The organism is Ascidiaceihabitans sp. (assembly GCF_039986515.1).
Classification (GTDB): Bacteria; Pseudomonadota; Alphaproteobacteria; order Rhodobacterales; family Rhodobacteraceae; genus Ascidiaceihabitans.
In genome coordinates, this window is record NZ_JBDWQO010000007.1 from 442877 (window position 1) to 462211 (window position 19335).

Consider the following 19335-nt stretch of genomic DNA (forward strand, 5'->3'; position numbering starts at 1 on the left):
CAATAGACCGTAGGGAAGGGCGCTATGACAGCGCCCTTTTCTGATGACCCGACCCTCGCCCCTTCACGTCCCGTTGTGCGCATGCGCCCAAAGTCCAATGCGCGTGCCATACGCCATGGCTTTCCTTGGGTGTATGCCAATGAATTGGTGACCGACCGCCGCACCAAGGCTTTGGCGCCCGGTGCGTTTGCCGTTCTGGAAGACGAAGCGCGGGTGCCTTTGGGATTGGTTTCGGTCAACGGGGCCTCCAAAATCATCGCGCGTATGATCGACACTGACCCAAACGCTGTTATCGATCAGGCGTGGTTCGAAGCCCGCATTGCGCGTGCATTGGGTTTGCGCGAGAAAATCTATGATGCGCCGTTCTATCGTTTGATCCATGCCGAAGCGGATGGTTTGCCCGGTGTCGTCGTGGACCGTTTCGGCGATGTGTGTGTTATTCAACCCAATGCGGCCTATGCCGATGTGCATATCGAAATGATCCGCGACGCATTGGCGTCCGTCACCGGAGTGTCGTGTATTTTGAAAAACGCCAGCGGGCGCACCCGTGGCTTGGAAGGGTTGGATGATGTGTCCATGACGCTTTTGGGTGACACGCCATCTGCCCCAGTTCCTGTCTTGATGAATGGTGCCACGTATATGGCGGATCTGACAGGCGGGCAGAAAACCGGGCTGTTCTTTGACCAACGCCCCAACCATGCCTTTGCAGCGATGGCATCCAAGGGCGCACGCGTGTTGGATGTGTTTTCCCATGTGGGCGGCTTTTCCTTGGCGGCTTTGGCGGCTGGGGCGACCTCTGCTGTGGCTGTGGACGGCTCTGCGCCCGCGCTTGAACTGGCGCAAGCCGGGGCTGCGGCGTCGGGCTTTGGCGATGCGTTTTCAACCCGTCAGGGCGACGCGTTTGATACATTGGCGGCACTGCGCGAAGAAGGGGTCACATTTGATGTTGTGATCTGTGATCCGCCCGCCTTTGCGCCTTCGCGTCAAGCTTTGGATGCCGGTTTGCGTGCTTATGAGCGTATCGCGCGACTGGCGGCGCAATTGGTGGCAGACAACGGAATTTTGGGGCTGTGTTCGTGTTCTCATGCTGCTGACCTGTCGCAATTCCGCGCGGCTTGCGTGCGTGGGATCGGGCGCGGCGGCAGGCAAGGGGCCATCATCCACACTGGCTTTGCAGGTCCCGACCATCCGATGCTGCCCCAATTGGCCGAAAGCGGATATCTCAAGTCAGTGTTCTTCCGCCTGTGATCGTCTTTCTGGATGCTTGCGTTTTGTTTCCGACGGTGATGCGGGAAATGATCGTGGGCGCTGCAAATTCGGGTGCATTCCAGATCCAGTATTCGCCCCGCGTGCTTGAGGAATGGGCCCGCGCGGCGCGGCGTTTGGGGGACATGGGCGAGATGCAGGCCCGCGCCGAAATTGCGTTGCTGCGCAGCGCGTTTCCCAAGGCAGAAGTGACGCCGAAACAAGGCCTTGATCGACGTTTGTGGCTGCCAGATGACAATGATATTCATGTTCTGGCAGCTGCGATTACTGGGTCTGCCGATGCGATCATGACGTCCAACACCAAGGATTTCCCGAAACACATTCTGGCCGATGAAGGGTTGGACCGCGTGGACCCTGACGGCTTTTTGGTGCGCATCCAACAGACGCATCCCGAAGCCATGGCAGACGTAGGGGCACGTGTGTTGCATCAGGCAAGACAAATGTCCGGCCCCGATTGGTCCATTCGCACCTTGATGAAAAAGGCAAGACTGCCGCGGCTTGGCAAGGCGTTAAGCTGAGCTTTGGTGTGAAGGACACCTAGCAGATGCGACATCGCAATTTCATGTCCGGTATTTGGTGCAAGTAGCATATTTTTTTTTAGAATAATTCTAAATTAGGACTTGGCAAACACCATCAGCGTCATAAATGATGTGCATAGCCAGCTTCGTTGCCAGCCAGTTTATCTGATTTATCATAGACCATGCAGGGACATATCATGACACAGACCGCAAGCGCACTGTCGCAAGATGCCACCGCCGCCATCGTCGAGGCACTGAACCAATCCGTTGCTGAAACCGCCGTGACAACCATGTTGGCGCAGAACTTTCATTGGAATGTGACAGGGATGGGCTTTGGTCCGCTTCACGACTTGTTCCAGAAGATCTACGAAGACCATTTCATCGGTCAGGATGATCTGGCTGAACGGATCAAAGCGTTGGATGGCCATGCGGAAGGCACATTGGCCGGGATGCTGAAACGGTCAAAGGTATCGGAAGATTCAGGCCACGGTACAGACAAAGACATGATCGCAGCACTACTGACTGCGCAAGAAACACTGGCCTCGACCTTGGCGGGGTGTGGTGAAATCGCAGCCGATTACGCCGACACATTGACCGAAGACCTGTGTATCGCGCGTGGTCAAATCCACGAAAAGTTCGCGTGGATTTTGCGGTCGCATCTGCGCTAATTAAAATCGCATTCACGTAACGAGGGGGGCAGGGCACTGCCCTTCTTTTTGCATTTTTTAGCATAAGCTAAATTCCATGCGGAATACTGTCCAAGACGGTGTTGTTGAGCCGTAAGCATGTCAACAAATGCGGCACGGTGGTCGTCCCGTTTCAATCGCTTGAACATGGATTTCTGGGTCTTTGTCATGGAACACCCGATACAATGCCCTTGGCGTTTGTACTTGCAGACATCGATACAGGGATTGGGCGTTTTGGGCATTTGGCCTGGTTCCTTCGGGGTGTTACCGGTGGCTATTTAGTTTACAAAAATAGTCAGTTAATGGTTTAGGCGGCGGAACAACAGGTTTCAAGGCTGGGCAGGCTTGATGATTTACTTTGTGGGCGAAAAGGGGCCTTAAATCACTTTTCCAAAGCCCAGAATAAGCTGTCGCAATCCAACTGCGGCACCCATCAAAATGCACACAAGTGTGACAGGTGCACTGAACGCAAGAACCGACATTGCAGATAATCCCTGACCCACGCTGCACCCAACGGCGACAACGGCACCGATCCCCATAAGGGCCGCGCCCAGAATCTGGCGGCGCAATTCGCGTGGATCGTCACAGGCTTCCCAGCGAAAATGGCCTTTGTAAAGGCTGCCAAGGAAAGCCCCCAGCAATACGCCCACAACAGATCCGGTGCCAAAACTGATAGAATTGCCCGATGACGTCATCGTATATAAAACCGTCTCGCCAATGGGCGCTGAAAATGTGTGGCTGAGGACAGGTGTCGCATCAAAGCCAGTCGCGGCCACCCACTGCGTTCCTGCCCATCCCGACACAATGGCCACGCCTGCCACAGCACCCCACACAATGTAGCTTGGGTCGCGCCGCAAACTACGACTTAACAGGGTAAAGCCCAGAATTGCCGTGCCTATGACGATGCCACTTACTTCGAGGGGCGCACCGGTCCAGTGCGCCAAAACATGTGCAAAGGTTGTTGTGCTGTGTGTTGGATCGCTTGTCAGGTCGGGATTGCCAAACATCCACAAGCGCAGCGCCGACAATGGCCCGCCCAAAGCGATGTAGGCAAAGATGCCCATCACCAGAACAATAAGAAGGGACCGAAGATCGCCGCCGCCGACACGCGCCAAGGCGCCGTAGCCGCAATTGCCTGCCAAGGCCATGCCGTAGCCAAAGACCAGACCGCCAAAAATACTGGCCAAGGGGTTCCAACCGCGCCCAAGATACAGTGTTTGTTGCAGGTCCAGAAAACCGAACAAAGACAAGGCGAATGTGCCAATCACCGACACGCCAATCGCGATGCCCCACATGCGCAGTCGCAAGGGATTTTCGCCGTAATACAGGTCCTCTATCGCACCCAAAGTGCAAAATCGCCCGATCCGTGCAGCCAGCCCCAAAAGAATACCACCAAAGGTGCCGATCAAAGCAACCAGTCCGGCGTCTGATATCATGTCACCCATGAACTTAGTCCGCTGCTATTGGGCGATGGAAATGTTTTGGTTCTTTCAATCGTCGCGGCAGAACAGATCATAAACCACTTCCATGATCTGTGTGGGGCGATCATCTGCCAAACTGTAGTAGATTGCCTTGCCCGCACGCCGCGGCACAACCAGACCTTCTAGACGCAGACGGGACAGCTGCTGGGACACGGCGGCCTGACGTGCAGATAGCAGTCCTTCAAGTTCTGTGACTGACTTTTCGCCGGATGCCAGATGGCACAGGATCATCAAGCGACCCTCATGGCTGATGGCTTTGAGGAAGTTGGCGGCTTGCATGGCGTTGGCCGCCATCTTGTCCATGTCTTCCGTACACATATTGGCGTCAAAAACTGGAAGCCCCATAGGTCTCTCTCTGTTTAGTGGAACGATATCAGCTGGAACGATATCAGCGTCCATATGATTGATCGTGGTCATGTACTGTTCTTACCCTGAGATATCAACATTGGCCTGAGACAGCATCTTGCCAAGCAATCCCCAAAAAAAGTCCTCGCCCGGATAGCCCTCTATGCGTGACATTTCCTGTCCCTCCACGACCAGCACAAATGTGGGTGTGAAGGTCAAAGATCGCGCAAAAGTGATATCATCGGGCCGTTTCGCGCGAATATCCATCCGCCTCAGCGGCGCTGCGGCCCCTTCTTCGGTTTTTGGATAGATCGGCGCAATTTCCGCGTTCCATCTTGCACACCAGATGCACCCCTTTTCCTCGACCATAACCAGCTGGGTGTCAGCCCAAGCTGCTCCAACCGAAGCGGTCAGCAAGGATATGGCAAGGAACAGGCGGCGGAAGAACATGTGAAATTGACCTTTCGATAATAAACTACTTAATATGAATATGTGAATTACACAAGAGGACGGCACACCCATGTTGGATATCACGTTTGCAGGTGCGGCGTTTGCCGGATTGCTGTCCTTTTTGTCGCCCTGCATTCTGCCCATCGTGCCTTTTTACCTCAGTTATCTGGCAGGTGTGGGCATGAACCAGATCAGTGCAGATGCAGAGATCGACAGCAAAACGCGTGGACGGGCCGTGTTGGCAGCTTGCTTTTTCGCGGCTGGCGTCATCACCATCTTCATGGGGCTTGGGGCGGCGGCCACTGTTTTTGGGCAGGTTGTTCGGGACTACTTTGATGTATTGCGCTGGGTTGCGGCGGCGATCATCATCGCAATGGGGCTGCATTTCCTGGGCGTTTTACGGATCGGCATACTGTATCGCCAATTGCGGGCGGATACCGGGGCCACGTCAAGTGTCAGCCTTGCGGGTGCTTATGTGATCGGGCTGGCCTTTGCCTTTGGGTGGACACCCTGTGTGGGGCCGGTGCTGGCGGCAATTTTATTCACGGCCGCGGGGGCTGACACCGCGTCCCATGGGGCATTGCTGTTGTTTGTGTATGGCTTGGGCATGACAGCGCCGTTTGTTCTGGCGGCACTGTTTATCGGGCCTTTCATGCGTTGGATGTCCGGTTTTCGCAGGCATTTAGGACTGATTGAGAAAATCATGGGCGTGTTGCTGATCGTTTTTGGCCTTCTGATCGCCACCAATTCTATGAACATCATCGCGCAATGGATGCTTGAAGTCGGACCGGACATCGGTGTGTTGCGCTAATTTGAAAGGACCAGATATGAAACGGGTTTTGCTGGCATGGGTTGTGGGCATTTTTGCAGCATCGGGGGCGTATGCCGCTGAACTGGGCGATGATGGTTTGCACAAGGCGCCTTGGATGCGGGACACTTTCAAAGATCTGCCCGAGGATCTTGAAGAGGCCACGGCCGAAGGCAAACGCCTGATGGTGATCATTGAACAACGCGGCTGCATCTATTGCCAAAAGATGCATGAGGATGTCTTGCCGCTTGAAAACATCGCGGCCTTTATCGAAGACAATTACTTTGTTGTTCAGATCAACATGTTTGGCGATGTAGAGGTCACAGACTTCGACGGCACAACCTTGCCGGAAAAGGACATGGTGCGGAAATGGGGGGCTTTGTTTACCCCGACGATTCTGTTTTTTCCCGAAAAAGTGGCAGACGGCCAAAGCGCAGCTCAGGTCGCTGTTGCAACGATGCCAGGGGCTTTTGGGCAATACACCACCTTCAATATGCTGAATTGGGTTGTGGAAAAAGGGTATGACGGGGAAGAAAGTTTCCAACGATATCATGCGCGTAAGTTTGCAGAGCAATCCAAATGACAAAATTGGGGACGTGGCAGTTTGCAATCAAATATTATAATTCAACTACATGAATTTGATGTTGCGTCATCACGTTTTCGTGCGCTACGGTATACAAAGCTAAGTGTTTGGGAGGACGCATGAAGAATTCTATTTTTGCAGTTGCGGCCACGATGATCGCCGCGACGGGTTTGCACGCTGAAGAAGTTCTGCCAACCAATGTGGCCTTCAACGACGGCGCCGTTGAGCAGTCATTGTCTGGCGTGACGGGTGATGCCGCAAACGGGCGCATCATTGTCGGCGACAAAAAGCAGGGCAATTGCGTTGCATGCCATCAGGTTTCGGATTTGGCAGATGTGCCGTTTCAGGGCGAAATCGGTCCGGCGCTGGACGGTGCGGGCGAACGCTGGTCAGAGGCGGAATTGCGCGGGATCGTGGCCAACGCCAAGATCATGTTTGAAGACAGCATGATGCCGTCTTTCTACAAAACCGAAGGCTTCATCCGGCCCGGCAACGCATACACAGGAAAAGCGGCGGACGACACGTTTGGCCCACTTCTCAGCGCCCAACAGATCGAAGATGTTGTGGCATACCTTGCCACGCTCAAAGAAGAATAAGTCCCCTGATCGGGACAAAAAGGAGACACGTTTATGGAACTCACAAGACGTAGTGCAATCATTCTGGGCGCAAGTGCGCTGTTTGTGGCGGGGCTGCCAAAACAGGGTGCTGCAGCGGCAACAAGCGATGAATTGATCGCGGCCTTCACGGGTGGTGCAGAGGTTGGCGCAGGCGACATCAAACTGACGGCGCCTGAAATTGCCGAAAACGGCAACACAGTGCCAATCGAGGTATCCTCTGGCACGGCCACTGAAATTCTGGTGCTTGCGATGGGCAACCCAACGCCAAGCGTCGCAACATTCAAATTTGGCACATTGGCGGCCTCTCGTGCCGCGTCCACGCGTATCCGCTTGGCAGGCACACAAGATGTCGTTGCCATCGCAAAGCTGGAAGACGGGTCGTTTGTGAAAGCGTCCAGCACTGTCAAAGTAACAATCGGCGGCTGCGGCGGCTAAAAGCATCTAGGAGAAACAATCATGGCATCTGGTGTAAAACCCCGCGTCAAAGTCCCCAAAAAAGCGGCGGCTGGCGAAACGATCACGATCAAGACTTTGATCAGCCACAAAATGGAATCCGGCCAGCGCAAGGACAAAGAAGGCAACGTGATCCCGCGTTCGATCATCAACCGCTTCACCTGCGATTTCAACGGTGAGAACGTTGTCGATGTAAAGCTTGAGCCTGCGATTTCGACCAACCCGTATTTCGAATTCGAAGCGGTCGTTCCTGAAGCCGGTGAATTTGCGTTCACGTGGTACGACGACGACGGCTCTGTCTACGACACAACCAAAAAAATCGCGATCGAATAAGCGAAACAGTCTTGGGAGGGACATCATGAGAAAATTGACGGGCGCCATTCTGGCGACAGTTCTGACAACGACGGTCGCTTCAGCTGATCCAGTTGATGACAACCTTGTCCTGAACGAAGAAACGCAAATTGTGACGCGCACAGCCGCCCCTGCACATGTGTCCGACGCCTTGGACGAAGTGATGTCTGGCTGGTTGTTTCGCGGCACGGAAACCCGCGCGATGCAAGCAGACGATTTTGACAACCCCGGCATGATCTTTGTGGAACAAGCTATGGACGCATGGGCGGTTGCTGATGGATCCGAAGGCAAATCATGTGCGTCTTGCCACAACGACATCGAAAGCATGGCGGGCATCAAGCCAACCTACCCAAAGTGGGACGAGGCGGCAGGCAAGGTTCAAACGCTGCAAATGCAGATGAACGAATGTCGCACCGAACGCATGGGGGCCGAGCCTTGGAAATATGACAAAAGCGACGCCATCAACATGGAAGCTGCTTTGTCTTCTGTGTCACGCGGCATGCCTGTCAATGTCGCCATCGACGGCCCTGCGCAATCCACGTGGGAGCTGGGCAAAGAAATGTACTATACACGCACAGGTCAGCTTGAGCTGTCTTGCGCCAATTGCCACGAAGACAGCTACGGTATGATGATCCGCGCCGACCACCTCAGCCAGGGGCAGATCAACGGCTTTCCTGTGTACCGGTTGAAAAACACCAAACTGAACGGGGCACATTCCCGCTTCAAAGGGTGTGTGCGCGACACGCGTGCAGAAACCTACAGCCCGGGCAGCAACGAATTCACAGCGCTTGAGCTATATGTCGCGTCACGCGGCAACGGCCTAAGCGTCGAGGGTCCGTCTATCCGTAACTAACCTGAAAACGGCCCCGTCACCGGTTTGGTGCGGGGCCGTTTTTACAAGAAAATAATTCACAAATGCGCATACGTGCGCATGATCTGGAGCCTCCCATGATTTCTCGCCGCGACTTTCTACAGACCAGCATGGCCACAGCCGCCCTTTACGGGGCGTCGGGTTTTGGAAACTGGTCCCGTCTGGCCGCACAGCAAAGCCTGACGCAAGACAAGCTGCTTGAATTCGCCACCTTCGGGAACGTGTCCCTGATCCACATCACAGACATCCACGCCCAGTTGGTGCCGCATTACTTCCGTGAACCTTCTGTCAACATCGGCGTCGGGTCAAACACAGGGGCGGTGCCGCATGTAACGGGTGCTGATTTTCGCAAACTGTACGGGATCGACGACGGCAGCCATTCTGCTTATGCGTTGACTTACAACGATTTTTCTTCACTTGCTAAAGGTTACGGCAACATTGGCGGCATGGACCGCGTGTCGATCGTGATCAATGCGATCCGCGCCGATCGCCCCGATGCATTGCTGCTGGATGGCGGTGACACATGGCACGGCAGCTACACCTGTTACCAAAGTCAGGGTCAGGATATGGTCAACGTCATGAACGCGCTGAAACCGGACGCGATGACGTTCCATTGGGAATTCACGCTGGGGTCGGACCGCGTGGCCGAGATCGTCGAAGGATTGCCCTTTGCAGCCCTTGGTCAAAACATCTTTGACGCCGAATGGGACGAACCTGCAGAGCTGTTTCCACCCTACAAATTCTTTGAACGCGGCGGTGTGAAGATTGCCGTTATCGGTCAAGCGTTCCCTTACATGCCCATCGCCAACCCCGGTTGGATGTTCCCTGAATATTCCTTCGGTATCCGCGACGAGCGAATGCAAGAGATGGTGGACGAGGTGCGCAGCAAAGGCGCAGAGCTGGTTGTGTGCCTCAGCCACAACGGCTTTGACGTGGATAAGAAGATGGCAGGCAAAGTGACCGGCATCGACGTTATCTTGTCGGGCCACACACATGACGCGTTGCCAGAACCCGTTTTGATTGGCGAGACAATCATCGTGGCCTCCGGGTCCACAGGCAAATTCGTCAGCCGTGTGGATCTGGACGTGCGCGATGGCCGCATGATGGGGTTCCGGCACAAACTGATCCCGATTTTGTCGGACGTTATTGCGCCTGACCCGATTGTCACCAAAGTCATCGAAGAACAACGCGCACCACATATCGACAAACTGCGGGAAGTCATCGGCAGAACGGCAGACGATCAGCTTTTGTACCGCCGTGGCAATTTCAACGGGACATGGGACGATTTGATTTGCGATGCTTTGATTTCCGAACGCGAGGCCGACATCGCCCTGTCGCCGGGCGTACGTTGGGGGCCGTCTGTTTTGCCGGGCCAGGACATCACCCGCGAAGACATCTGGAACGTCACATCCATGACCTATGGTCAAGCTTATCGCACTGAAATGACTGGTGAATTCCTGCATGTGGTGTTGGAAGACGTGGCCGACAACCTGTTCAATCCGGACCCCTATTATCAGCAAGGTGGCGATATGGTGCGTGTCGGTGGTCTGGGCTACCGCATCGACATCTCCAAACCCCAAGGGGACCGCATCACCGAAATGACCTTGCTGAAAACCGGCGAAGCCATTGACCCTGCTAAGTCTTATCAAGTGGCCGGCTGGGCGTCGGTCAATGAAGACACTGAAGGGCCGCAAATCTGGGACGTGGTTGAGGCGCACATCGCCAAACAGGGGACAATTTCCCTTGATCCAAACAATAGCGTGAAAGTGGTTGGCGCTTAGGCGCACCACGAAAAGGAGGCATAAGCCATGTCAGAGAATGAAACAGGGAACGATTCATCCGCTCATCCGTCGCGGCGTGCTTTTTTGCGTGGTGCGGCTGCGGCAGGCGCAGGGGCGCTGACGGCCACGGGGGCAAACGCCGCAACGCCGGATCCGCTTATCACCGAAGTACAGCCTTGGGCGCAAGCCTTCGGGGAAGGGGTCGACGAGACGCCTTATGGCATGCCGATCAAGTTTGAAGATGACGTGGTACGCCGCAACGTCGAATGGCTGACAGCCGACACAGTAAGCTCTATCAACTTCACGCCCATCCATGCGCTTGATGGCACGATCACGCCCCAAGGCTGCGCGTTTGAGCGTCACCATTCCGGCGCAATCGAGCTGCGCAAGGAAGACTACCGTTTGATGATCAACGGGCTTGTCGACACGCCGTTGGTCTTTTCCTACGCCGATCTGGAACGTTTTCCCCGCGAAAACCACGTCTATTTCTGCGAATGTGCGGCTAACACAGGCATGGAATGGGCAGGCGCACAGTTGAATGGCGCACAGTTCACCCATGGCATGATCCACAACATGGAATACACAGGTGTGCCTTTGCGCACCTTGTTGGAAGAAGCGGGTCTGGATACGGCAGGCGACCTGAAGGACAAATGGGTCTTTGTTGAGGGGGCGGATGCGTCTTCAAACGGGCGCTCTATTCCGATGGAAAAGGCACTGGACGATGTTCTGGTGGCTTTCAAAGCCAACGGCGAGGCCCTGCGCAAGGAACACGGCTATCCTGTGCGTCTGGTTGTGCCGGGCTGGGAAGGCAACATGTGGGTCAAGTGGATCCGGCGCATCGAGGTCACCGACCAAGCCGTTGAAAGTCGAGAAGAAACCAGCAAATACACCGACGTTCTGGACAACGGTATTGCACGCAAATGGACATGGGCGATGGATGCCAAATCCTTGGTCACCAGCCCAAGTCCACAAGCCCCCATCACCCATGGCAAAGGGCCGTTGGTCATCACGGGCCTTGCGTGGTCGGGCCGCGGCGCGATCACCCGCGTTGATGTGTCCAAAGACGGCGGCATGACATGGGAAACCGCGCGTCTGGCCAAACCGGGCGAGAAAATGGCGCTGACGCGCTTCTATCTGGACACGGACTGGGACAGCTCAGAGATGATGCTGCAAAGCCGTGCAATGGACGACACAGGTTATGTGCAACCGACCAAAGCGCAGTTGCGCGAGGTGCGCGGGCTGAACTCAATCTATCACAACAACTGCATTCAAACGTGGTTGGTGCGCTCAAACGGCGAGGCGGAAAATGTCGAAGTTTCTTAGATCAACAGCTTTGGTCGCGGTGTTCGGGCTGGTTTCAAGTCCCGCGATGGCAGAGAAATTCGGACTTGGACGTGCGGCCCTTCCGGCTGAAATCGCGGCATGGGACGGTGACGTCAGCCCGGATGGCACGGGCCTTCCCGTTGGCTCAGGGGATGCGATTGATGGCGAAGAAATCTTTGCTGATCAATGTGCTGCCTGCCACGGTGATTTCGCCGAAGGCATTGATAACTGGCCAAAACTTGCAGGTGGTGCAGGGACATTGGACCATGAAGATCCTTTGAAAACAGTGGGGTCTTACTGGCCGTACCTCAGCACAACATATGACTACATCAAACGGTCCATGCCCTACGGCAACGCGGGCACATTGTCCGACGATGAGGTCTACGCAATCGTGGCCTATATCCTTTATTCCAACGACCTGATTGACGATGATTTTGTTCTGTCGAACGAGACATTCTTTGATGTGGAGATGCCAAACGCAGATGGTTTCATCCTCGATGATCGGGCAGAGGCGGAATACGCACAATGGACAGGTGCGCCGTGCATGGAAAACTGCAAGGACAGCGCAGTCCAAGTGACGATGCGTGCCATGGTTCTGGATGTGACCCCACAAGAAGAAGGGGAGGCCCCCAAAGCCGAACCCGCGGCTGTGGTGGAAGAAGCGGCAGTTGGAGAACCCGCGCCAGAGGTCGTTGAAGCCGCGTTTGATCCTGATTTGGCGGCCAAAGGCGAAAAGGTCTTCAAAAAGTGCAAATCCTGCCACCAAGTCGGTGAAAAGGCCAAAAACCGGTCTGGTCCTGTGTTGAACGGTGTTGTGGGCGGTGCTGCGGGTGTTGTGGGCGGGTTCAAATACTCCAAGCCTATGAAGGCCGCCGCCGAGGGTGGATTGATCTGGACCGAAACAGAACTGGCTGCATTTCTGGCAAAGCCGAAGGCGTACATGAAAGGCACAAAAATGTCCTTTGCCGGATTGAAAAAGGAAGCGGACCAGCGTGCGGTGATTGAATACCTCAAATCGGTGGGGGAATAACCCTTGTTGGGCCGATTTCGATTATTGCTAACCTGCGCAGCCCTTTTGGCTGCGGGGGCGGCTGTTGCAGAGGACCTTGGCGACCCTGAAAAGGGTGAAAAGATCTTCAAGAAATGTACCGGGTGCCACCAAATTGGCAGCGGCGCCGTCGATAAGATCGGGCCGCACCTGAACGGCATCTTTGGTCGTCAGGCCGCAACCCACGACGGGTATCGCTATTCCAAATCCATGAAACGCGCCGGCGACGACGGGTTGATCTGGACGGCAGGAACGCTGGACGCCTACCTTGAAAACCCTCGTGCCCTTGTGTCCAAAACACGTATGAGCTTTCGGGGTTTGAAAGATGCCGAAGACCGCGCCAACGTGCTGGCCTATCTACGCGGTTTCTCTGACAATCCCGCTGACATTCCCGAAGCTGAACCCACGGCGCTTGCGACGGATCACGACATCGATCCTGCGATCCTCGCCTTGGAGGGCGACCCGGAATACGGCGAATACCTCGCCAGTGAATGCCTGACCTGCCACAGGGCGGACGGCAGCGCGGACGGTATTCCATCCATCACGCTATGGGACACGGAAGACTTCGTGATCGCAATGCACGCCTACAAACGCAAACTGCGTCCTCACCCCGTCATGCAAATGATGGCGGGGCGCTTGAACGACGAAGAAATCGCAGCTTTGGCTGCGTATTTTAAGGACCTCGAATAAGAGGCCACACTCTGGGAGGAGAAAACGATGAAACTGAACAGACGCTTATTTTTAGGAACAGGGGCCGCTGCGGCGGCAACACTGTCCGCGCCAAAGGTTTTTGCCGATGGTCACAGTAAACCACGTGTTGTGGTTGTTGGTGGTGGAGCCGGAGGGGCAACCGCCGCCCGCTACATCGCCAAAGACAGCAAAGGCGCGATTGACGTCACCCTGATCGAACCCACGCGCATGTATTACACATGCTTCTTTTCGAACCTGTATCTTGGTGGCGTGAAAGAGATCGACGATCTGGGCCATTCCTACGGCGGTCTGGCCGCAGGCGGTGTGAATGTTGTGCATGATTGGGCCGTTGCGGTGGACCGCGACGCCAAGACTGTGTCGCTGGCCGGTGGTGGCAGCGTACCATACGACAAGCTGATCCTAAGCCCGGGCATCGACTTTGTTGAGGGCGCCGTGGACGGCTGGGACCTCTCTGCCCAAAACGCGATGCCCCATGCCTATAAGGGGGGATCACAGACCGAATTGCTGAAAGCACAGCTTGCCGCGATGCCCGAAGGTGGGACATTTGCGATGGTCGCCCCACCAAACCCCTATCGTTGCCCCCCCGGACCATATGAGCGTGTTTCCATGGTTGCGCATTACCTTAAGGCCAACAACCCGACGGCGAAGATCATCGTCGCAGACCCCAAGCCAAAATTCTCGAAAATGGCGCTGTTTCAGGAAGGTTGGGGCGAACACTACGATGGTATGATCGACTGGATCGGTGAAGACTTTGGCGGCGGCGAAGTGTCCGTTGATCCAAATGCGATGACCGTCACCATCGACGGCGAAGTCACCAAGGTCGATGTCTGCAACGTCATTCCTGCCATGAAAGCGGGCCGCATTGCAGAGCTGGCCGGTGTGACAGACGGCAATTGGGCGCCTGTGAATGCCGCTGATATGTCCACCAAGGCGGACGCGGATGTCTATGTGTTAAGCGATGCATCAAGCCAGGGCGACATGCCGAAATCGGGCTTCTCAGCCAACTCTCAGGCCAAAGTGTGCGCCAACGCGGTGCGTGGTGCTTTGACTGGCTCCAAGGTCTTTCCGGCCAAGTTCTCGAACACTTGCTGGTCTTTGATCGACACAAATGATGGTGTCAAAGTCGGTGCCACCTATGAGGCCACGGACGAAAAAATCGCCAAAGTCGACGGGTTCATCTCGGCCACAGGCGAAAGTGCCGAATTGCGCAAAGCCACCTATGAGGAATCCGAAGGTTGGTATGCAGGTATCACGGCGGACATGTTCGGCTGATACATCAAGGGGCCTTGATCTAGCGCAGGGCCCTTTGTTCCAATCCGACGCAAACTGCTCAACAGGAGGACAGCAGCATGTTGAAATCAATACTTTTGGGCGGAGTAATATCTGCGGCGTCTGTGACGCTGGCAGCCGCGCAAGACACCTCAACGACCTACATCTACGACGGCTCGTTTGATGACGCGGCGTTCAGCGTCGAAAGCGCCATCATCGGCAAAGGGCTGGTGATTGATTACGTCAGCCACACCGGTGAAATGCTGGAACGGACACGCGCGGACATGGGCAGTGACGTGACACTGTTTGAAGCGGCTGACATTTTCATTTTTTGTTCCGCGGCCCTATCCCGCAAAGTGATGGAAGCCGACCCGATGAACATCGCACACTGTCCTTATGGCATCTTTGTCGCAGAGCGCGACGGCAAGGTGATGATCGGCTATCGCAACTACCCCGAAGGCCCCATGCAAGAGGTGCAGGCGCTGTTGGACGACATTGTAAACGAGGCGATAGACTTCTGATGCACTACCAGACTTTCTTCAAAGACGCGCTTAATGACCTGCGTGACCAAGGCAACTACCGGGTTTTTTGCCGATCTTGAACGCCACCGTGGATCTTTTCCACGGGCGACGGCCCGTGGTGACAAGACCGCAGACGTTACGATCTGGTGTTCGAATGATTACCTTAGCATGGGCCAGCATTCGGATGTTTTGAACGCGATGCACGATGCGTTGGATCGCTGTGGGGCGGGGGCTGGCGGCACGCGCAATATCTCTGGAACCACCCATGACCACGTGTTGTTGGAAGGGGAATTGGCTGATCTGCACGCCAAAGAGGCCGCGCTTTTGTTCACGTCCGGTTACGTGTCGAACTGGGCCGCTTTGGCCACGTTGGCGGGGCGTATCCCTGATTGTGTCGTGCTGTCAGACGCGTTGAACCAAGCGTCGATGATTGAAGGTATCCGCCATTCCGCCGGCGGTGGCGGCGGGCGCTGCGGCTTCCATTCGGCATCTCAAGTCAAGCAGCATTGAGCGTGTAGCGCATCAAGCCAAAGTGGCACAGGTCCGTGCAGAGCTGGACCGCATTGGCATCCCGCATGTGGAAAACCCCAACCATATTATTCCGGTGATGGTTGGCGATCCGGTGAAATGTAAATTCATCTCGGATGTGCTGTTGAAGGACCACGGCGTCTATATTCAACCCATCAACGACCCGACCGTGCCCAAAGGCACCGAACGTCTGCGCATCACGCCGTCCCCTGTGCATTCAGACGCTGATATCGCGCATCTGATCGGGGCGTTGGGTGATCTATGGGAACAATGCCAACTGGCCCGTATCCCGATGGCCGCACAATAATCAGGCCAGTGCCCGAACCGCTTTGATGTGCATCAACGTCCTAAGGCAAACCAGCTATTCAAACTCCATTTGCTCATACACGCGGCCTGCGTTTTTCGTCGCCAGCTCTTCGAACGTGTCGAGATGGGCATAGGGCGATTGATCGACGTAATAGGCTTCGGCAAGGTCTCCGTCCGCATCCAGATGGTCCCCGATTTTGCCGCGCAGATAAACCAGATAGTCATGGGTGTACCGGCGCACCTGATCCATATTGGTGGGATGGCCATGACCGGGAATGACATAAGTCGCTTGCAACGGTTCAAAGGCGTCGTTCCACGTTGTGATCCAGTCGGCGGTCATCGTGTGATCGAAGATCGGCAATAACCGCTCGTGAAAGGCCATGTCTCCGGAAATCACTAGACTTTTTTGGGGCAGCCAGACGACAATATCGCCGGGGCTGTGGGCGGGCCCCAAAAACCGTGCTTCGATGTCGATCCCGCCCAATGTCACGGCGTAGGTGCCGTCAAAGGTGGTGGTGGGCAGCACAACATCTGTTTTGTCGGCTTTTTCTTTGACGCGGTTTTGGACGGCTTGCAGGGACCTGTCCCCGTATTCCTCAAATTCGTGAGCGGCGTCGATATGGGCCACAATGTCAACGCCCAGCGTTGCCCAATACGAATTGCCAAGCATGGCATGGCCTTGACCGTTTTCGTTGAACACCAGTTTGACAGGCTGATCTGTGATGGCTTTGATTTCGGCGTGCAGCGCCTCGGCCAGCGCATAGGATGCACCGCTGTTGATCACAACGACGCCTTCGTTTGTGACGATGAAGCTTAGATTGTTGTTGTGGCCCGCATTTTCATAGGTGGGCGGGGCGGTGGCGCCGATGGCGGAAAAGACGCCGGGGATGACTTCTACAGGTTTGGAATAGAGAACCGACGCCGGATATTGATCGGCAATATCTTCGCTGGCGGAACAGGGCAGGGCGGCAAGGCACAAGACAAAGGCAAGCGGTTTCATCACGTATCCTCCGGGACAAAAACATAGCCAGAGGTGGTTTTGTCGACATAGCCCGTGCCATCACCGGGCAAATGGTATCCGATGATGCGGGTCTTTTCCGCAGCCAGTTGATCCATCAGACGCAAACGGGTTTGTGCGGCACCTTCCTGATCCTGATCCGATCCAGAGTTCCATTCGGGCTTTTCGAACGCAACGTGATGATTGCCGATGCAGTCCCCCAAAATCATCACCGCTTCTGTGCCGTTACGCACTTCGATGGCCATGTGGCCAGGTGTGTGACCAAAAGTGGCACGCGCCGCGACGCCCGGCATGATTTCTTCGCCGTCGTTGAAGAAGGTGATGTTGTCTTCGATCATCTCAAGCCGCCGTTTGGCCCCAACCGCAAAAGACGCGCGGGCGTCTCCAATGCTGTCGACCGTGTTGGGGTCCATCCAGTAATCCCATTCCGCTTTGCCGATCTGATAGGACGCTTGCGTGAACAGCGGATCGTCAAAATCATCCAGCAGTCCCCACAGATGGTCGGGGTGCGCATGGGTGAATACAACGTCGGTGACGTCTTCGGGGGCCACACCCAAAGCGTCCAGCGACTTCAGAAGGACACCGGAATTGGGTGTGAAATCCGGCCCGGAGCCCACATCAAACAACACCGTGCGATCACCGTGGCGCATAAGCGTGACGTTGCAGGGTGGTTCAAGCACGTCGGCCGAAAGGCTGAATTTGTTTAAAATAGGGGCCAGTTTGTCCTTTGGCATAGGGTCAAAAATGAATCCGCCCGGCAAGGTCAACGACCCATCGCTGACAACATCCATCCGGATATCCCCCAAGGTCAATTCTGCATGGGCGAACTTTGGGTGCAATCCAAGCAAGGCCGCGGCGCCTCCGCCTGCAAGAAACGCTCTGCGTGAAGGTTTCACTGGCAAATCCACTTATAAATTCTTTTATAGGAATATGACGGATTGTTTTCCGCATCGCAAGCTTTTGGTTAAAGCGGGACGGGTGCGGGTAGATCGCAACCTGCCGTGGCCACCCTTCAGAATTGTTTCATAAAGCTGCGATCAATGTGGTCTTTGATCCGCCAAACAAGGTGTCCTGCAGCGCTCCAACCTCTTTTTTCGCCAAAGGCGCGTTTGCCGCCAAGCGAGACCAGTTTAAGATAGTCAGATTGTGGGTCATATTTCTGCAGCGCATCCCCAAGCAAAGAATTCCGTAGGTTTTGCAACAACACAGGTGCCTGCCGCACGGCGTAAACACCGGCCTTTGGGCGCGGAGCAAACCCCATATGTGCGCAGTCACCGACGGCAAACACGCCGGGTGCGCTGGTTTCAAGTGTGTCTGATACCTCAATAAACCCAGCGTCCAAGATTAGGCCGGTGTCCGTGATCCAATCATGTGGCGTGGCACCGGCAGCACCAACAACAAAGTTGGCCGTTGTTTCAGTCCCATCTGCAAAAACAACGCGGGCAGCTGTGACTTCGGCAACGTCCACACCCTCGCGCACATCCACTCCGTTTACCTTCAATTCCCGCCGGATGCGGTTTTGCGTTTGCGTGCTGTTTGCGGACAAAATTTTGCTGCGGTCCAAAAGTGTCACTGAAACGGTGTCGTCATGCTGCCGCAACGCCCAAGCCATCGCCATGGCAAGTTCCGCACCTGCGATACCACCACCAATAATGGCCACGTCTTTCGGGCCAGATTGGGTGCGAAACCTATCCCATTGGCGTGAAAAACGATCCAGTGGTTTTGCGGGCACGCCGTATTTTTGAAAACCGGGCAGGGCGTCCATCCGCGACGTGATCCCCACATCGACCGATGCCAGATCGTAGTTCACGTCGGTTCCGTCTTCCAGTTGAACAGTCTTGCGGGTCAGGTTCATTGCCACGGCTCTACCGTCAATCAAAGTTGCCCCGACGCGTCGACATAATGCCGCAAGGTCTATGTCCAGTTCTTGGCGCGTGTAGTGCCCCGCCACATATCCCGGCAACATGCCTGAATAAGGCGCCGTCGTGCCCGGATTGATCACCGTGACGTCAGCGTCTGCCAATGGGGCAGTTTTCAAGGCGTTCAGCACCAAAGCATGCGTATGGCCGCCGCCAATAAGAACGATAGATTTGGCAGCTGACCGGGGCATCATTTTTCCTGAGTTGCTTCCAGCATCACACAACATGACGCCAACGGCGCTTGCAATGGTCATTGTTTAGACAACGACACGGTAAAGCGGCGAACGTCGCGGACCACGCGCACTTTAGCAGTCATTGCAGGTTTTTTGTGCGCCCAAAACTGCCGTCTTGCACAGAATGAACAGGGGCAGTTTGCAGGAATAAGAATGTGGCGGAGAGACAGGGATTCGAACCCTGGGAACCCGTGAAGGCTCAACGGTTTTCGAGACCGCCCCGTTCGACCACTCCGGCACCTCTCCGCG

At 55.3% G+C, this 19335-nt stretch carries 22 protein-coding genes, 1 tRNA gene and 1 pseudogene; 16 read left to right on the forward strand and 8 right to left on the reverse strand.

Going from position 1 to position 19335, the window contains the following annotated elements:
• Positions 1-24 precede the first annotated feature (24 nt).
• The 3 genes from ABJL60_RS04810 to ABJL60_RS04820 all read left to right on the forward strand — a co-directional run bounded on the left by ABJL60_RS04810 (position 25) and on the right by ABJL60_RS04820 (position 2452).
• Entirely contained in the window at positions 25-1248 is a 1224-nt protein-coding gene (locus ABJL60_RS04810) for a class I SAM-dependent rRNA methyltransferase (RefSeq protein WP_348375074.1), read from the forward strand.
• Positions 1245-1784: a PIN domain-containing protein gene (locus ABJL60_RS04815; RefSeq protein ID WP_348375076.1), complete on the forward strand. Its 540-nt coding sequence runs from the start codon at positions 1245-1247 to the stop codon at positions 1782-1784. The genes ABJL60_RS04810 and ABJL60_RS04815 overlap by 4 nt, the downstream gene beginning before the upstream one ends.
• A gap of 197 nt (positions 1785-1981) precedes the next feature.
• Positions 1982-2452, forward strand: a complete 471-nt coding sequence (locus tag ABJL60_RS04820) for a DNA starvation/stationary phase protection protein (RefSeq protein WP_348375078.1) — start codon at positions 1982-1984, stop codon at positions 2450-2452.
• Here the strand turns inward: ABJL60_RS04820 and ABJL60_RS04825 are convergent.
• The 4 genes from ABJL60_RS04825 to ABJL60_RS04840 form a co-directional block, all read right to left on the reverse strand.
• Positions 2449-2712 (reverse strand): DUF1289 domain-containing protein, encoded by a 264-nt coding sequence (locus tag ABJL60_RS04825; RefSeq protein WP_348375079.1) that lies wholly within the window; start codon positions 2710-2712, stop codon positions 2449-2451. The two genes, ABJL60_RS04820 and ABJL60_RS04825, sit on opposite strands and share 4 nt — an antisense overlap.
• A 135-nt stretch (positions 2713-2847) precedes the next feature.
• Positions 2848-3915, reverse strand: coding sequence for a YeeE/YedE family protein (locus tag ABJL60_RS04830; protein ID WP_348375081.1), 1068 nt, complete (start codon positions 3913-3915; stop codon positions 2848-2850).
• A gap of 45 nt (positions 3916-3960) precedes the next feature.
• Positions 3961-4296: a metalloregulator ArsR/SmtB family transcription factor gene (locus ABJL60_RS04835; RefSeq protein ID WP_348289279.1), complete on the reverse strand. Its 336-nt coding sequence runs from the start codon at positions 4294-4296 to the stop codon at positions 3961-3963.
• Between the two features lie 81 nt (positions 4297-4377).
• Entirely contained in the window at positions 4378-4746 is a 369-nt protein-coding gene (locus tag ABJL60_RS04840; RefSeq protein WP_108828579.1) for a hypothetical protein, read from the reverse strand.
• 70 nt (positions 4747-4816) lie between these two features.
• Here ABJL60_RS04840 and ABJL60_RS04845 point away from each other — a divergent pair, with 70 nt between their 5' ends.
• The 13 genes and pseudogenes from ABJL60_RS04845 (at position 4817) to ABJL60_RS04905 (ending at position 15917) form a co-directional block, all read left to right on the forward strand.
• Complete coding sequence (locus tag ABJL60_RS04845; protein WP_348375083.1) at positions 4817-5557, forward strand: cytochrome c biogenesis protein CcdA; 741 nt, start codon at positions 4817-4819, stop codon at positions 5555-5557.
• A gap of 16 nt (positions 5558-5573) precedes the next feature.
• The gene (locus tag ABJL60_RS04850) at positions 5574-6137 is read left to right on the forward strand and encodes a thioredoxin family protein (RefSeq protein WP_348375085.1); all 564 of its coding nucleotides are present in this window, start codon (positions 5574-5576) and stop codon (positions 6135-6137) included.
• A 119-nt stretch (positions 6138-6256) separates the two neighbouring features.
• The gene (soxX, locus tag ABJL60_RS04855) at positions 6257-6733 is read left to right on the forward strand and encodes a sulfur oxidation c-type cytochrome SoxX (protein WP_348289252.1); all 477 of its coding nucleotides are present in this window, start codon (positions 6257-6259) and stop codon (positions 6731-6733) included.
• 33 nt (positions 6734-6766) lie between these two features.
• Positions 6767-7189 (forward strand): thiosulfate oxidation carrier protein SoxY, encoded by a 423-nt coding sequence (gene soxY, locus ABJL60_RS04860; RefSeq protein ID WP_348289250.1) that lies wholly within the window; start codon positions 6767-6769, stop codon positions 7187-7189.
• Between the two features lie 21 nt (positions 7190-7210).
• Positions 7211-7540, forward strand: coding sequence for a thiosulfate oxidation carrier complex protein SoxZ (gene soxZ / locus ABJL60_RS04865; RefSeq protein ID WP_108828574.1), 330 nt, complete (start codon positions 7211-7213; stop codon positions 7538-7540).
• Between the two features lie 25 nt (positions 7541-7565).
• Positions 7566-8411 (forward strand): sulfur oxidation c-type cytochrome SoxA, encoded by an 846-nt coding sequence (gene soxA, locus ABJL60_RS04870; RefSeq protein ID WP_348375087.1) that lies wholly within the window; start codon positions 7566-7568, stop codon positions 8409-8411.
• Between the two features lie 95 nt (positions 8412-8506).
• A complete protein-coding gene (gene soxB, locus ABJL60_RS04875) occupies positions 8507-10210 on the forward strand; it encodes a thiosulfohydrolase SoxB (protein ID WP_348375089.1) in 1704 nt (567 codons plus the stop codon).
• Between the two features lie 27 nt (positions 10211-10237).
• Positions 10238-11533 carry a sulfite dehydrogenase gene (gene soxC / locus ABJL60_RS04880; RefSeq protein WP_348375090.1) on the forward strand — a complete coding sequence of 432 codons (1296 nt, stop codon included), beginning with the start codon at positions 10238-10240 and terminating at the stop codon, positions 11531-11533.
• Entirely contained in the window at positions 11517-12563 is a 1047-nt protein-coding gene (locus tag ABJL60_RS04885; protein ID WP_348375092.1) for a c-type cytochrome, read from the forward strand. The genes soxC and ABJL60_RS04885 overlap by 17 nt, the downstream gene beginning before the upstream one ends.
• A gap of 3 nt (positions 12564-12566) precedes the next feature.
• The gene (locus ABJL60_RS04890; RefSeq protein WP_348375094.1) at positions 12567-13271 is read left to right on the forward strand and encodes a c-type cytochrome; all 705 of its coding nucleotides are present in this window, start codon (positions 12567-12569) and stop codon (positions 13269-13271) included.
• Between the two features lie 27 nt (positions 13272-13298).
• On the forward strand, positions 13299-14564 hold the full coding sequence (locus ABJL60_RS04895; RefSeq protein WP_348375096.1) for an NAD(P)/FAD-dependent oxidoreductase: 1266 nt from the start codon (positions 13299-13301) through the stop codon (positions 14562-14564).
• A 77-nt stretch (positions 14565-14641) separates the two neighbouring features.
• Positions 14642-15082 carry a DUF302 domain-containing protein gene (locus ABJL60_RS04900; protein ID WP_348375098.1) on the forward strand — a complete coding sequence of 147 codons (441 nt, stop codon included), beginning with the start codon at positions 14642-14644 and terminating at the stop codon, positions 15080-15082.
• A pseudogene (locus ABJL60_RS04905) lies at positions 15082-15917 on the forward strand (aminotransferase class I/II-fold pyridoxal phosphate-dependent enzyme). Before ABJL60_RS04900 ends, ABJL60_RS04905 begins: the two are co-directional and overlap by 1 nt.
• Before the next feature lie 54 nt (positions 15918-15971).
• On the opposite strand, the gene ABJL60_RS04910 reads toward ABJL60_RS04905, so the two are convergent.
• From ABJL60_RS04910 to ABJL60_RS04925, 4 genes are all read right to left on the reverse strand, one after another.
• Positions 15972-16916 (reverse strand): MBL fold metallo-hydrolase, encoded by a 945-nt coding sequence (locus ABJL60_RS04910; protein ID WP_348375100.1) that lies wholly within the window; start codon positions 16914-16916, stop codon positions 15972-15974.
• Positions 16916-17830, reverse strand: coding sequence for an MBL fold metallo-hydrolase (locus ABJL60_RS04915; RefSeq protein WP_348375102.1), 915 nt, complete (start codon positions 17828-17830; stop codon positions 16916-16918). The genes ABJL60_RS04910 and ABJL60_RS04915 overlap by 1 nt, the downstream gene beginning before the upstream one ends.
• Positions 17831-17946: 116 nt before the next feature.
• Complete coding sequence (locus tag ABJL60_RS04920) at positions 17947-19044, reverse strand: FAD-dependent oxidoreductase (protein ID WP_348375104.1); 1098 nt, start codon at positions 19042-19044, stop codon at positions 17947-17949.
• A gap of 198 nt (positions 19045-19242) precedes the next feature.
• Positions 19243-19332 (reverse strand) — tRNA-Ser (locus tag ABJL60_RS04925).
• Positions 19333-19335 lie beyond the last annotated feature (3 nt).